This is a genomic window from Gardnerella sp. KA01000, assembly GCF_049244035.1.
GTDB classification, from domain to species: domain Bacteria; phylum Actinomycetota; class Actinomycetes; order Actinomycetales; family Bifidobacteriaceae; genus Bifidobacterium; species Bifidobacterium leopoldii.
The window spans coordinates 710,069-724,730 of sequence record NZ_CP058367.1 but is presented as its reverse complement, the minus strand read 5'-3'; the positions used below and the strand labels follow the sequence as shown (position 1 = coordinate 724,730).

Annotated in this window: 9 protein-coding genes, 5 tRNA genes and 1 riboswitch; all 14 genes read left to right on the top strand. The window is 40.2% G+C overall.

Annotated features, from left to right (window positions below; translation table 11 throughout):
- Positions 1-311: 311 nt before the first annotated feature.
- Positions 312-617 carry a hypothetical protein gene (locus HXT58_RS02700; RefSeq protein WP_410295849.1) on the top strand — a complete coding sequence of 102 codons (306 nt, stop codon included), beginning with the start codon at positions 312-314 and terminating at the stop codon, positions 615-617.
- A gap of 601 nt (positions 618-1,218) precedes the next feature.
- Positions 1,219-1,291 (top strand) — tRNA-Gly (locus HXT58_RS02695).
- A 28-nt stretch (positions 1,292-1,319) separates the two neighbouring features.
- Positions 1,320-1,390 (top strand) — tRNA-Cys (locus HXT58_RS02690).
- Positions 1,391-1,420: 30 nt separating this feature from the next.
- Positions 1,421-1,492, top strand: a tRNA-Val gene (locus HXT58_RS02685).
- Positions 1,493-1,532: 40 nt separating this feature from the next.
- Positions 1,533-1,605: transfer RNA gene (locus tag HXT58_RS02680), tRNA-Val, on the top strand.
- A gap of 241 nt (positions 1,606-1,846) precedes the next feature.
- Positions 1,847-1,936, top strand: a riboswitch (TPP riboswitch).
- A 196-nt stretch (positions 1,937-2,132) separates the two neighbouring features.
- Positions 2,133-3,374 (top strand): hydantoinase/carbamoylase family amidase, encoded by a 1,242-nt coding sequence (locus HXT58_RS02675; protein WP_004574239.1) that lies wholly within the window; start codon positions 2,133-2,135, stop codon positions 3,372-3,374.
- Positions 3,375-3,687: 313 nt separating this feature from the next.
- Positions 3,688-5,172 carry an allantoin permease gene (gene allW / locus HXT58_RS02670; RefSeq protein WP_004574240.1) on the top strand — a complete coding sequence of 495 codons (1,485 nt, stop codon included), beginning with the start codon at positions 3,688-3,690 and terminating at the stop codon, positions 5,170-5,172.
- A gap of 1 nt (position 5,173) precedes the next feature.
- Complete coding sequence (gene allB / locus HXT58_RS02665; RefSeq protein ID WP_415685196.1) at positions 5,174-6,550, top strand: allantoinase AllB; 1,377 nt, start codon at positions 5,174-5,176, stop codon at positions 6,548-6,550.
- A 60-nt stretch (positions 6,551-6,610) separates the two neighbouring features.
- The gene (thiS, locus tag HXT58_RS02660; RefSeq protein WP_004106666.1) at positions 6,611-6,808 is read left to right on the top strand and encodes a sulfur carrier protein ThiS; all 198 of its coding nucleotides are present in this window, start codon (positions 6,611-6,613) and stop codon (positions 6,806-6,808) included.
- Complete coding sequence (gene thiF, locus HXT58_RS02655) at positions 6,809-7,432, top strand: sulfur carrier protein ThiS adenylyltransferase ThiF (protein ID WP_004106663.1); 624 nt, start codon at positions 6,809-6,811, stop codon at positions 7,430-7,432. It abuts the gene before it with no gap.
- Positions 7,422-8,189, top strand: a complete 768-nt coding sequence (locus tag HXT58_RS02650) for a thiazole synthase (protein WP_004108959.1) — start codon at positions 7,422-7,424, stop codon at positions 8,187-8,189. The genes thiF and HXT58_RS02650 overlap by 11 nt, the downstream gene beginning before the upstream one ends.
- A gap of 143 nt (positions 8,190-8,332) precedes the next feature.
- Positions 8,333-8,408, top strand: a tRNA-Gly gene (locus HXT58_RS02645).
- Positions 8,409-8,582: 174 nt separating this feature from the next.
- Positions 8,583-11,834 (top strand): tetratricopeptide repeat protein, encoded by a 3,252-nt coding sequence (locus HXT58_RS02640; protein WP_101886048.1) that lies wholly within the window; start codon positions 8,583-8,585, stop codon positions 11,832-11,834.
- Between the two features lie 58 nt (positions 11,835-11,892).
- A complete protein-coding gene (gene ligA / locus HXT58_RS02635) occupies positions 11,893-14,661 on the top strand; it encodes an NAD-dependent DNA ligase LigA (RefSeq protein WP_415706176.1) in 2,769 nt (922 codons plus the stop codon).
- The last annotated feature ends 1 nt before the right edge of the window (position 14,662 follow it).

Below are 14,662 nucleotides of genomic sequence, written 5' to 3'. Positions count from 1 at the left end.
CCAACCAATGATGCTGGCTAGAACCCCTAGCCTTCAATCTTTGCACACGATTATGAGTAGAGCAAGAGTATTAGGTATTATTTCGGCAATATGCGCTATTACCGCATACGCTGAGGTGATCCTATAAATATTGTGATACGATATAACCAACGTGGGGATCTCGGCAACCAGCTTTCAAGACTGGAACATTAGTCTGAGGAGCACCCCACATTTTTCAGTTTTTGCAACGATTGAGAGAGAAAATAAAAAAGTGTGGAGCGTTAATACAGCATTCCCAGTTGTGGAAAATAAGAAGGGGGAGTGAGAAGCTGATGAACATGCAGAAAATTTATTATGACATGGCTGAAAAACTTCGTCCCTATGCTGAGCCATACATGAATGAAGATTGCAAAGAAGCAGCTAGTAATGCTACATGCGCAGGAGAGCCTTATGAAGCGTTAGCAGATTACTTAAGTTTTGTAAGTTTTGCATGGGAGCAGCAAGATACTCCTCGCAAACTTATTATTGAAGCATACAATCTTATCGACGATGACTATCTTGATTCATATAACGAAATGGCAGATAAACTAGGGATTCCACGTCGCCAACATTCTGCAGATTACGACGAAGATGAATAAATCTTATATTAAAAAACACTTAAAATGAAAATTGCGAGGGAACCCCTCGACTAACAATCTGACGTAAACGGCAGCTGCGAGGCCCTCGCGTTATGTTCATTATAGCTTTATTTTTTATAATATCCAATGTACCAAAGGATTCAATAAATACTATTGTTCAAAAACGTTTATCTAGGGAAGATACAAAGCTAAATTGCGTTTGCATAATAGAAAACGGGAAAATTAACTATTACAAAAGAGCTGGTGATTCCCCCAAACCTACCCCGTGAAGGGTCAAGGGTAAGGGGGAGCCCCAGCTCTCAATTCGATTCTATCATATGAGCACCTTCCTTATGTGCAAAGGTTACTCATATTGTTGTTATTGTTTGGCTAGATTTATCATAAGCAATAATCGCATGTATCAAAACTGTTTCCTTAACGCAACAATTTTGATACACCTTCGCCGAATAGAATATATGACACACCAACAGACACGCTGAAAAACACGCCAAATAGCACACCAAACGACACGCCAAAATAGGCGAGGGCTTGCATTTGAGAATATTTCGGGTATAGTAGTTACTCGTGCTTCGGCGCTGACATTGTTCAGTAAAGTTGCATTGCGGACATAGCTTAGTTGGTAAAGCGCAACCTTGCCAAGGTTGAGACCGCGGGTTCGAGTCCCGTTGTCCGCTCTAGGTCCGATGAGTTATTCGACCTTACGGTGGGTTAGCCAAGCGGTTAGGCAGCGGCCTGCAAAGCCGTATAGATGAGTTCGACTCTCGTACCCACCTCGATTAAGCTTCAAGCTTAATAAACAACCTGGGCGGTTGGCGCAGTGGTAGCGCACTTCCCTGACACGGAAGGGGTCACAAGTTCGAACCTTGTATCGCCCACTCGAAAGGATTGCCTTTCACGCATAATTAAAAAAATTTTGGGTGATTGGCGCAGCGGCTAGCGCACTTCCTTCACACGGAAGGGGTCATAGGTTCGATTCCTATATCACCCACAATATGTTCGCAGTGTAGAAGCACTGCGTTTTTGTTATATGGCTATTTTTTATTTCCTAACTTACATATGAAAATTTTTGGCAGCCGAACATACATGCAACCACAAATGGAAACAATATCTCATATCAACCAGCCAACCAGTCAACCAAGCAAGCAACCAATCATTTCTTCACAGAAACACACATGCAAATGTTCATTTTGAGTTCATTTAATATCGTGCTATACTCATCCGAGTACAAGTGAAAATTGCAGGGGTACTGGAAACAGTTGAGAAACACCCTTTGAACCTGTTTTGTTAAGACATGCGTAGGGAGCAATTACAATAAGTGATTTCTTTCTGTCACGATTTTCGTGACATCTTGCGTTGCCACAAAGTAGTAGCAATTACACGAGTATCAACTAAACAATTAAAAAAAAAGATTTAAAAAACAATTAAAAACTAAAAACCAAACACCAAAACCAAAAAAAATATCCGCCTGAATGTCACTTTTGGGAAAACTTGCACAAGTGAGGAGGAATACTGCACATGATTGATAGCAGCATAAGTGCTGAAACTATAGAATCGGCCATAAGCTGGCTTGCAGGATTCACAGAAAAACCAGGAGAACAAGGAGTTACTCGACCTCTTTACACAAAATCTTGGAAACAGGCTCTTTTTGCTCTTCGTCAACGATTTGAAAAACTCGGTATGACTGTAGAATTCGACCAAGTTGGAAACCTAATTGCAACTGTTGAAGGATGCGAAAAACCAGAAAGCATAATAGCTTGTGGATCGCATATTGACACAGTTTCAAGAGGAGGTCGTTTTGACGGCCAACTTGGAATAGTTGCAGCCTATTTAGCAATTAAGAATTTACTTACTAGATATGGAAAGCCAAAGAAAAGTCTTCGCATTATCTGCTTAGCAGAAGAGGAAGGCTCACGTTTCCCATACGTATTCTGGGGTTCAAAGAATTTCTTCGGACTAGCCCAAAAAGAGGACGTAGAAAATATTTGCGACAGCGAAGGTGTTCCTTTCGAAACAGCAATGCGTGAAGCTGGGTTCAATTATCAAACAACTCAACCTAAGTTCGCAAATCTTGAAGCCTGGATTGAGCTACACATTGAGCAGGGACCAACGCTTTACAGCAATCACGAAGATTTAGGTATTATCACTAGCATTGCTGGTCAGCATCGTTGGGATATTCATCTTAAAGGCGTACAAAATCACGCTGGCACAACAATGATGTCCTACAGGCACGATGCAGTAGATTGCATGTCTCATATAATCGCCAAAAATCTTGACAAAGCTAAGCAAGCAGGCGACCCACTGGTGCTTACTTTCGGTAGAATCAGCGTAGTTCCAAATCAAGTAAATATTGTTCCTGGAGAAGTTACTTTTTCAATGAACTGCCGTCATACAGATAAAGCTTTTCTTGATAAATTCTTGCAGGAACTCGACGAGGATATTCACGAAACTGCCAAGTCTTATGGCATTACAGCGCAGATCGATAAGTGGATGTCTGACGATCCTACACCACTTAGCGACGATATTATTAATCTTTTGAAAGATCAAGCTAATAAGCAAGGTTATGCATACAGAGTCATGCATTCAGGTGCTGGTCAAGATACGCAAATTTTTGCTCCGTTTGTAAAATCCGGAATGATTTTCGTTCCTTCAAAAGATGGTATTAGTCACGCTCCAGAAGAGTACACAGATCCACAAGACGCTGTTCACGGAGTAAAGCTTTTAAGAGATGCTCTGCATAGTTTGGCTTATGAGGACTAACTAAAAAAAAACCAACTAAAAATATAACGAAAACCAAACGAAAATCAAAAAATAGAAATTTAGGAAGGACGCAAAAGGCATATACGATGCAAACTTCACTGCTTAATTAATCGCAGCGAAGAAAAGTGAATATCGAATGAGAGTACAACGCTTATTCACGAATAAGAGGCTGATACGAAGGGGCGCACCACCACGGGTACGAAATCCTTTCGTATCTTTTTTTATTTTTGAGCAAAGTTGCGATTATTACTTTCAAAAAACTCAAAACACAAAAAAGAATCAAATTACAAACAAGAAAAGTAAGGAGGTGCGCATGCAAATTAGTAAACTGCTACAAGACGAGCCAGTAGCTAGTAAAAACTTGGAATGTTACCGCGAGCGCGGCTACACCAACGAAGATTTACTGCCAAAGCCGCAAGAAAAACGCACAATGAGCGCTCTTAATTTCTGCACTTTGTGGATGCAGTCTGTACACAATATTCCTAATTATGCTGCAGTTGGCGCATTCCTTTTAATGGGATACTCTCCAATTTACGTAATGATTGGTATCATGCTTGGCGCAATTCTTACAGCAATTGTCATGGTTGCTAACGGTGTTGTAGGTTCCAAATACGGCATACCGTTTTCTATGCATTTGCGCGCAACATACGGAAAAGCAGGCGCTCAACTACCAGGATTCCTCAGGGGAGTAGTTGCTGCAATATGCTGGTATGGAATTCAAACATATATAGGTGCGAAAGCTTTAGAGATTCTAGTTGGCAAAATTTGCCCTGAGTTTCTTACTTTTGGAAACAAAATACCATTTGTTGGTTCGCACATACCTATTATTATTTCCTTCGCAATATTTTGGTTGCTTAATTTGGCGATTGGTTTAGGCGGAGGAAAGACTCTTAATAAGCTAACTGTAGTATTAAGCCCACTTATTTACGTTGTTTTTGGTTGCATGAGCGTATGGGCTATTAGCTGTGCTGGTGGGTTATCTGCAATCATGCAATATCATGCTACTGTTCAAGCGCCAACTAATTACGGTCTCGGGCTTTTCATGATGATGGTTGTAAATTCTGTACTGGGCGTTTGGGCTGCTCCTGCCGTTTCTATTGCTGATTTTACGCAAAACGCAAAGTCAACTATGGCTCAACTAAAAGGTCAAATTGCTAGCTTCTTGCTAAGTTACGCGCTTTTTGCCTTTACAAGCGTAGTTATTTTAGTGGGCGGATCGCTTTTTTACCATGAAACTATTACAGATGTTCTTGTTATCATAAACAAGTGGGATAATCTTCCTGCAATTGCAATAGCTACTGGGTTGCTTCTACTTACTACAGTTTGTACAAATGCTACTGGCAATATTGTTCCTGCAGCATACCAGCTAACTGCTTTAGCTCCGCGATTTGTAAATTATAAGCGTGGAGTGGTTATTGCAGCTCTTGTAAGCACTGTGTTAATGCCGTGGAAGTTTATGGCTAATATTACAGGCTTTTTGAATCTTATTGGCATGCTTTTAGGCCCTATTGCAGGTGTTCTACTTGCCGACTATTACGTAGTAAAGCGCACGCATATTGATCTTGATCAAATTTATTACGATACAAATAGCTCGTCAAAATCTGCCTATTCTGGAACTAACTGGATATCTTATACTTCTACGATACTTGGGCTTTTATTTGCTCTTTCCGGGCAGATAATTCCTCTACTTTCACCGCTTACTCAAATCTCATGGATTGTGGGATGCGCTGTAGGCTTCGTGTGTCAAATATTACTATCAAAAGTTTTTCAGCCAACAATGGCTAAAGAAAGGAAATAATATGAACTACGATGTAGTAATCACAAACGGTTTGGTTGTATTCGATAATGAAGCAACTAAAGCCGATATAGCAATTAAAGACGGCAAGTTTGCCGCTTTTGGAAGCAACTTTACAGCCGATAAAACTATTGACGCAACTGATTTAATAGTTGTTCCTGGAAAAGTTGATTCTCATGTTCATATTAACGCTCCAGGCGGCGGCGTTCGCGACGATTGGGAAGGTTTTGTAACAGCAACTTCTGCCGGCGCAAAAGGCGGTATTACTACAATGCTGCAAATGCCTTGCAATCAGATTCCTGCTACTACTGATGGAAAATCATTTGAAGCAGTGCTTAAAGAAGCCGACGGAAAGCTCAAGGTTGATGTTGGTCAAACTGGTGGCTTGGAACCACAAAACCTCAATGGCGGAATATGCGAGCAAGATAAGCAGGGTGTCGTTAATTACAAAGCATTCCTCGGCACTACTGGCGACAAGGATTTGCAAGTTGATTTGTATAATTGCGACGATTATTCCCTCTACACCGGTATGCAGCAGATTGCAAAAACCGGCAAAATTTTGATTATGCATTGCGAAAACGCTCCTATTACAGACCAGCTTGGAAAGAAAGCTCATCAAATGGGAGCTAGAAAGCTTTCTGAGTTCGTAGCAACCAGACCTGTTTTCACTGAAGTTGAAGCTATTGAGCGCGCTTGTCTTTTTGCTAAAGAAACTGGATGCAGAATTCATATTGTTCATGTTTCTTCACCGGAAGGCGCTCAAGCTGTTGCTGACGCTCGTAAGAATGGCGTAGACGTAAGCTGCGAAACTTGCAACCATTACCTATATTTCGACACTTCTGAGCTTGACGAGATTGGAAATATCGCTAAGTGCACTCCGCCAATTCGTGACAAGGAAAACCAGAATGGCTTGTGGGAAAAGGTTTTTGACGGTTCTATTAACTTCATTGTTTCCGACCATTCGCCAGCTCCTTTGAGTTTGAAGCAAACTGATGATGCTTTCACAGCTTGGGGTGGTATTGGTAGCGTTCAAAACGATGTTGATGTGTTCTTTGATGAAGCTGTGCAAAAGCGCGGAATGTCATTAACTCAATTTGTGGCATTGAATTCTAGCAATTCTGCAAAACGCTTCGATTTGAAAGGAAAAGGCAGCATACGTTTGGGTTATGACGCAGATCTTGCATTCATTAAACCAAATGCTCCTTATGTTCTTAAAGCTGAGGATCTTGAGTATCGAAACAAGTTCAGCCCATACGTTGGTCGCACTATTGGCTGCCAGGTGGTAAGAACTTTGCTTCGCGGCGAAGAAATTTACAGCAAAGAAAACGGAGTTTGCGAAGACTTTAAGGGCAAGTTTATTCTTCATCCTGCTAAGGCTTAGATAGAATATTTAAACGTAATATTCAAAACTTAAAGCATATTCTACAGAAAGGAGGTAAGTGTGCTGAAACTTAATCACGATACTGTGGATTATGTTGAGAACGAGAATTTACTTGAACTACTTAAGCGCGAAGGTTACGACAGTACTTTTGTTGCAATAGAAGTTGATGGTGAATTAGTAAAACGCAAAGATTTTGAAACTTTCATAGTTAAAGATAACGCAAAAATTGAAGTATTTAGCATTATGGGAGGAGGATGAATGGAAAGTGACGATATTCGCGCAAAAGTTCTTAAACGTCAGCTAAAGGAAGATAATGATTTGTTTGCTCAACAATCAGTTTCAATACTTGGCTGCGGCGGTTTGGGATCAAATATTGCGTTAATGCTTGCGCGAGCCGGCGTAAAAAAGTTGTACATTTACGATTTTGACAGTATCGAGTATTCGAATTTAAACCGTCAAAATTATACGATTAACGAAATTGGACAACACAAAGTATCTGCTACTAAAGCGCGGCTTAATGAAACTTTGCCGTACGTTGAAGTAGAAGCTTTCGTGCAAAAAGTTACGCCGGAATCGTTAGATGAGATTGCTGAGCGCTCCGACTTGTTTATTGAAGCATTCGACAATCGCGAATCGAAAGCAATGGTTCTTGACTATTTCATGAATCATCCTAACAAATATGTTATTACCGCTTCTGGCTTATCTGGACTAGGAGATATTAAGAACGTAAAAATTAAGCATCTTTCAAACGTGTGCTTAGTAGGTGATTTTAAGTCTTCTCCTGAAGAAGGCTTGTATTTGCCTTATGTTTCGATTATCGCAAGTTTAGAAGCGTTAGAAGCGTTGAAATGGATAAAAAATGGAGGAAATTATGGAGAATGAAGATTATTTAGAATTAGGTGGTAAGAAGTTTACTTCTCGATACATTTTGGGTTCTGGAAAGTATTCTGAGGAGCTTATTGATGCCGCAGTAAATAGTGCTAAAGCTGAAATGATTACTGTAGCAATTCGCTATAGCGAGAAAGCTGCAGGAATTTTAAAGCATATTCCAGAAGGCGTTACTATTTTGCCTAATACTAGCGGATGCGTAACTGTAGAGGAAGCAGTTAACACTGCACATATTGCTCGCGAAATGGGTTGCGGAAACTTCATCAAGCTTGAGATTATTCCTGATCGCAAGTATTTGTTACCAAACAATGAAGCTACTTTGCAAGCAACAAAGATTTTGGCTGACGAAGGCTTTACTGTTCTTCCTTACATGTATCCAGATTTGTACTTTGCTAAGGCAATGCGCGACGCTGGCGCTGCCGCAATTATGCCTCTCGGCTCTTTGATTGGCTCTAACAAGGGTCTTGAAACTAAGAAGTTTATTCAGCTTATTATCGACGAAATCGATCTTCCTGTTATTGTCGATGCCGGCATTGGCGTTCCAAGCCAGGCTGCTGAAGCAATGGAAATGGGTGCTGCAGCTGTAATGGCAAATACTGGAGTTGCTACTGCAAACGATATTGTGCTTATGGCTAAAGCTTTCAAGCTTGGTATTGAGGCAGGCCGCGCAGCTTATCTTGCAGGCCCTGGTCGAGTGCTTGAAAAGGGTGCAACACCATCTTCTCCAAAGCGCGATGACGAAAGCAAGTAAGCAAACAAATAAAATAAGTCTTCAACTTAAAACACTGAAAATCTGAAACAAGTAAGCCTTACAAGTACAGCCAGTACTTGTAAGGCTTGCGACATACCTAATTTGCACTTTTTATGAAAATGATATAAGGTATTCACTTGTTTGCGGACATAGCTTAGTTGGTAAAGCGCAACCTTGCCAAGGTTGAGACCGCGGGTTCGAGTCCCGTTGTCCGCTCCATTTGAAAATAAAATATCCACAATTCTGCAACATTCACACATCGAACATGCGTTTCCTATATACTACTTATATACTGAACTATGATGTGACGAGTGCAGTCAGCGCATAAGATTAAATGCTGAATGCTTACGAACGCAACTTGCATTATGTCAACGACTTGAAAGAATGGGGATTATGGCTGAAGACGTGCAATCTACCGAGCAGACACACTCTAAAGAAGATCGTATGTCAATCATGTCAGACGCTATTGATTCCTTATGGCAACAAGGCGAAATTACTTCCATTCCTACTTTTTCTAAACACCGTATTTTTCGTGATTTTCCAGGACTTCCAGCAAATACCCAACTAGCTTGGTTTAAAATCCCTGGGAAACTATTTGGAATTGCACTAGGTTTATGCAAAGATGATGGAAAACATTTTCGTCAACTTGCAATCGCAGACAAAGATGGGAGAGTTTACACAGGAGATAAAGTAACTCCTGTAGAAGCAATTGAGCGCATACCACAATTGTCATTTATTGAGCAAGGGTCTTTTAATCTATATAACAAAACTAGATTCTATGGATCTAAGCAAATACAAGCATCACATAACTTTACAAAACAACTACAAAGCGTATTTAAAAATTTACGAAAAAAGAAAGTAAATAAGAATACTTCAAGCTCATACGCAAAACAAAACATTAACGATAAGCCTTTTGTCTATGGCGATGTTGTTATGCAAGTTTCTTTAGATGATGGCTTGCATCAAGTTGCTTCATGGATTTGCTTAAACAATGGAAAGCATAAAAAATATACTATTGAAGGCACACGCGTATCGTTGAGTGACGATTTTAGATGCAATCTTTCATATGAAGACGCTATTGCTACAGTATTTTTTGCGACTTTTTTTGTGCCAGATTTGCACCAATCATTAGTTGGTTTTGGATATTTTCACGTATTACACCGCTTGCATACAGAAGCTCCTCTTGGCGCAATAAGAAGAAGCGTTTCCGATATTAAAACTGCGCGCAAAGAAGGTTTTAGAGTTTCCGGTTTGGAAGAATACTACGAACGCGTCATGCGCGACGTTGGAGCATTAGAGCAAACTCACAGTCTAGAAGCAGTCCATGCAGCGGAAAGATTACACTTACAACCTGCACAGAAAACTTCAGCACATTACTTGATTTGGGATGATTCATTAGAGCCTTCTGCAGCTTTGAAAGTGTTGCGCATTGAAGGTGCATTAAACAGACTACAAGCAATTTATCAATGCATTCAAGCAAACGCATCGCAAGGTGGTAAAAGTTTAGAAGATAATATTACTTGCGAGCGCATTTGTGCTATCGATAACTCATTTATTGAAGATCCAGCTTTTATTGCTAGCGAAGATTTAGGAATGCAAAGTTTCGGAGATCCTACGCAAGATGACTGTATTCGCCCATTAATGCATTTATGGCGCAAAGCTCGCAAGTGCCAACAGTCTGCATCGTATTTAAAACAGACTGAAGCAGGAGAGTGGTTGTATCGCCAATCTTTAGCTGAACTTATTCGTAGCTTGTATTTACCGTTCCGTTTTGATGCAGATTTTCGCTCTAATTTAGGAGATGGGAAAGTTGCATTAGCTTTTACAGCAACAGGATCATCACTAATGCCAAGAAGTATCTACGATACTCATAAAAATAAGTGGCATGAGTATAGCGATAGCGAAAAGTCCAATATTTCAGTAAATTACAATTTGAGAATTGGAATTATGCTTGCAACTCTCGCTTTTGGTATTAGCGATAAAATACAGCAAGTTTCTATTAGACTTGACTCTATAGGTTTAGAAGAAATGGTTGCTGCACAAGATAGCGCTATTAGCAATCTACTAAATCGTACGCTAAGAGCACTAAATAGAATTGATAACAATAGTACGCACGAAAAAGGTGAGCCAAAAGATGGAGACATTCATGGTGACCCTTCTAAGTTGCAAGATTTGCAACACCTACCGTTTGCTGATGTTGTAGAAGCTGCGCAATCATTAGTAGATGAGCATAGTGATGATTTAACAAGCGCGATGGAAGTCGGAAACAATGAAAACAACGCAAACAACACAAATAACACAAATCCTTTAGCAGCATTTAGCGAACCGCCAGAAGTGCGAACTTTAATGACCGTCACTTTCGAACGTGACAATTTCGTAAAACATATTCGCTCGCACGGATTACAAAATCCTATAGAATTCTACAAAAAATCTAACGCGCGTATAAGCTTAAACGAAAATTGCAAGCTTAACACTGTAGAACCATCATTCGATTTGCATGACACTTGCTTCTCGCCTAACGGCGCACAGGAAGAGCCAGAGTTTTCAGACACACTATTTAACGAAGAACAAGAAGAAATACTCGGAACAGAACATGCTAAAGGTCTTTCTATACAACGAGAAGACTTGCTACAGCAAGCAGTCGCCGATTTTCATCATATTGCTTCACAACCATTGCTAACAACAGCTGAAAAAGCTCGTGAAGCAATGAATATCATCGAACAAATTGGCGACCCAGAGCTTAACAACCAAGCAGATATAGTAACTCGTTCACTTATTGACGAAACTACAATACCGGAACTTCATTTCAAAGCATCTCAAAATATAAGAGATATGCGCATACACGCCCAAGAACAACTCATAGAGGGCGACATTAAACAAGCATTAGAATCTTATGAGAACAATATTGCAAAATTTGACACCATGTTCACAATAGATAATGCTGTGCCACGTTACTTTAATTCATATGCAGAACGAGTAGTGTACAACCGCTTATTCGCAACACCAGACGAGCAAACACTACTTATTCCAGACGGATTATTCTACGCCCACATGGAATTAGCAGATTTGCTCTCACAACTACATCAATATGATGCGGCGTTAAAACATTTAAACACAATGGTTTCATACGCTCCAACATACGCATTATCGCATTTGCGACTTGCAGCAGCATTATCGCAACAAGAAGATTGGACGTCAACAGTAGCAGCATGTCTAAACGCACTTCGAGTCGCATTAGACAAAGACGACGCAGCATTCGCATACTATAGATTAGCTTATGCAGCTTGGATGCAAGACAAGTTCACTCTGGCAGCAAGCGCTTACCGAATGGCAGACTATTTAGCTCCAGGAAGAATAGAACCGCTACAAATGGAACTAGAAGAATTATTATCACGAATGCGCTCGCAGTGTTATAAAGCTCCTACTAGTATGGATGATGTTAGACATTGCTTTATGAGTGACGATATTCCTGTCTGGCCTAATATTGAAGCAAATCATATTATTGGAAAAGCCGCAAAGCTAACTGTTGACGATGGAATGTTTGTAATTGCAAGAACTTTGTGCGTAGCGCATATTCGAATGTCACTGAATGACGATTGTGAAGGTGCAGTACAATCACAGTTCTTACGTTCATTAAATGCGTAAATGGTAAGTGACATAATCTATATAAAGCAACAGCTGATTTGAAGGGGGTTTCATGAGTATGGCTCACGATGATATCGAGTCAAAAAACGCACAATGGACTCTTTTTGACGATTTTGACGAGCAAAATGAGACTCATGAAAATACGCAAAAAACAGATACGTGGATTGCTCAACTTCAGCCAACAGACACTGATGCGTTGGCTCTTGGAAACTTGCAGCCAGCGACGCTTACTATAGAGCAAGCTGCGAAACTTTGGGCAAAATTGGCAGCTTGGGCACAATCTGATCAAATTGCTTATTACGTAGAAGATTCTCCGACTAGTTCAGACGCAGCATATGATGCAAGAATGCGAGCGCTAAGCGCTTTAGAAGCTGCCTTCCCAACTTTAGATACTCCTCAATCCCCAACACATCGCGTAGGTGGAACTTTTTCTAACGATTTTACTTCTGTAAAGCATCCGTCTCGAATGATGAGTTTGGATGATGTATTTTCAATTGAAGAATTACACGATTGGTATAACAGCGTAATTCGCGATTTACAATGGGATGAGTCTAAACCTCTTCCTATGACTTGCGAAGTAAAAATTGATGGTCTTGCTTTAAATCTTATTTATCGCAACGGTACTCTTGAACAAGGTCTTACTAGAGGCGACGGCGTAACTGGCGAAGATATTACATTAAACGTAAGAACGATTGAAGCAATACCAACACAGCTTCATTCTGACAATCCTGACGATATTCCTGAGTTCGTGGAAATTCGTGGCGAAGTTTTTATGAAATGGGAAGACTTTAGAAAATTAAATGATGAACAAGAAAATGCTGGACGAGTTGCTTTTGCAAACCCTCGTAACGCTGCAGCTGGCTCTTTGCGCCAAAAAGACCCACGAATTACAGCCACGCGTCGATTAAGCTTTTTTGCACACGGACTAGGTGAGCTTCGTTGGAAAGAAAATACAAGCCATAACAATAGTGAAACAAAATTTAATCAGTCTGACGCATATAAGCTCTATCAACAGTGGGGAATACCTGTTTCTCCGTACACAAGAAAAGTCACAAATTTTTCTGAAATAGAAGAAATGATTGACTATTACGGAGAGCATAGGGCAAATATTTTGCACGCTTTAGACGGCATAGTTGTAAAAGTTGATGACAGAGCATTACAGCATCAACTAGGAGCTACTTCTAGAGCTCCACGATGGGCTATTGCATACAAGTATCCTCCTGAAGAAGTTAATACTTATTTGAAGGATATTATTGTCCAGGTTGGAAGAACTGGAAGAGTAACTCCTGTAGCTGTTCTTGAACCTGTTACTGTAGCAGGATCGACAATTTCTCGCACAACTCTTCATAATGCTTACGAAGTTGAACATAAAGGTGTGCTAATTGGCGATACTGTCGTAGTTCGTAAAGCTGGGGATGTTATTCCAGAATTAGTCGGACCGGTACTTAAAGCTAGGGAAGGGCGAGAAAATGAACTTAGAAAGTTTGTTATGCCAGAATACTGCCCATCTTGTGGAACTAAGCTAGCTCCTGCAAAAGAGGGAGATAAAGACATTCGTTGCCCAAATGTAGAAAACTGCCCAGCTCAACTTACAGAACGAATAATTCACTTGGCTTCCAGACAAGCTTTTGATATTGAAAATTTGGGCGATAACGCTGCGCTAGCTCTTACAAATCCTGAGGATTGCAGACCTACAACTGCAGAAGTTTACTGCCCAGATATGGATAAAATTATAATTCAGCGAGGCGCAACTCAACAACCATATATACCGTCACCAGATTTAACGCTACCTGAACCACAAACTCCAGTACTTAGAAATGAAGCTGGATTATTTAGTATTACTGCCGACGATTTGCAAAATGTAATGGTTTGGAAAGAAATTCCTCTTGTTGAAGAGTGGAAAGAAGTTAGTAAAGACGGTAGCTTTAAAAAGCGTACACGCAAAATAGGCGGATCTGGTCTTTGGCATCAAGTTAGAGCATTTTGGACTCGCACAATCGAAGCAAAGTTATCTACAAATTACGAAGCAGAAGGAACTCCCAAAAAAACTACTTCACCAAACGAACAATGGGATCCTCAATATCCTAAATTCCAAGTTCCAATTGACGCTAAAGTGGTACTTTGGAAAAATAAGCGCATTACTAGAAATGCTAAAACTAGCGACAACGCTAAAGAAACAATAAATGTGCCATGGTATACAAGACCTTCTGAAACTACTCGTAGTATGCTTGAAGAAATAGCTCAAAAAGGCAAAAATGCAGCACTGTGGCGAGTTTTGGTTGCTTTATCTATTCGTAGACTAGGTCCACCAACTGCACGTCTTATAGCGGCAAATTTTGAATCTTTAGACAATATTTCCAAAGCATCTATTGAAGAACTTACACAAATTGATGGAGTTGGTCCTGAAATTGCGCAAGCAGTATACAACTGGTTCCAACAAGCTAAAGACCCTACTAATTGGCAATTTGAAGTATTAAAATCGTGGCAAGAAGCAGGTGTAGTAGGGAAAGTTGAAGCATCATCTTTCGCTCAAACATTAGTAGGTAAAACAATAGTTGTTACAGGATCTTTGCAAGGATTTACAAGAGACAGCGCAAAAGAAGCTATAGTCTCAAGAGGCGGCAAAGCATCAGGATCAGTAAGCAAGAACACATATTGCGTTATTCTAGGCGAAAATGCAGGATCCAAGGCAACTAAAGCGCAAGAACTTGGCATCCCTATGCTTAACGAACAACAGTTTAATACTCTTTTAAAAACTGGGAACTTAGAAGAAATACTACAAATTGCAAATAATACTGTTCCAAATCTCATTGCTGAGGAATCATAAC

Bases quoted from the DNA above. Each gene is read 5' to 3' on its own strand.
- HXT58_RS02700 (WP_410295849.1), top strand. From the start codon at position 312: ATGAACATGCAGAAAATTTATTATGACATGGCTGAAAAACTTCGTCCC.
- HXT58_RS02675 (WP_004574239.1), top strand. From the start codon at position 2,133: ATGATTGATAGCAGCATAAGTGCTGAAACTATAGAATCGGCCATAAGC.
- allW (WP_004574240.1), top strand. From the start codon at position 3,688: ATGCAAATTAGTAAACTGCTACAAGACGAGCCAGTAGCTAGTAAAAAC.
- allB (WP_415685196.1), top strand. From the start codon at position 5,174: ATGAACTACGATGTAGTAATCACAAACGGTTTGGTTGTATTCGATAAT.
- thiF (WP_004106663.1), top strand. From the start codon at position 6,809: ATGGAAAGTGACGATATTCGCGCAAAAGTTCTTAAACGTCAGCTAAAG.
- HXT58_RS02650 (WP_004108959.1), top strand. From the start codon at position 7,422: ATGGAGAATGAAGATTATTTAGAATTAGGTGGTAAGAAGTTTACTTCT.
- HXT58_RS02640 (WP_101886048.1), top strand. From the start codon at position 8,583: ATGGCTGAAGACGTGCAATCTACCGAGCAGACACACTCTAAAGAAGAT.
- ligA (WP_415706176.1), top strand. From the start codon at position 11,893: ATGGCTCACGATGATATCGAGTCAAAAAACGCACAATGGACTCTTTTT.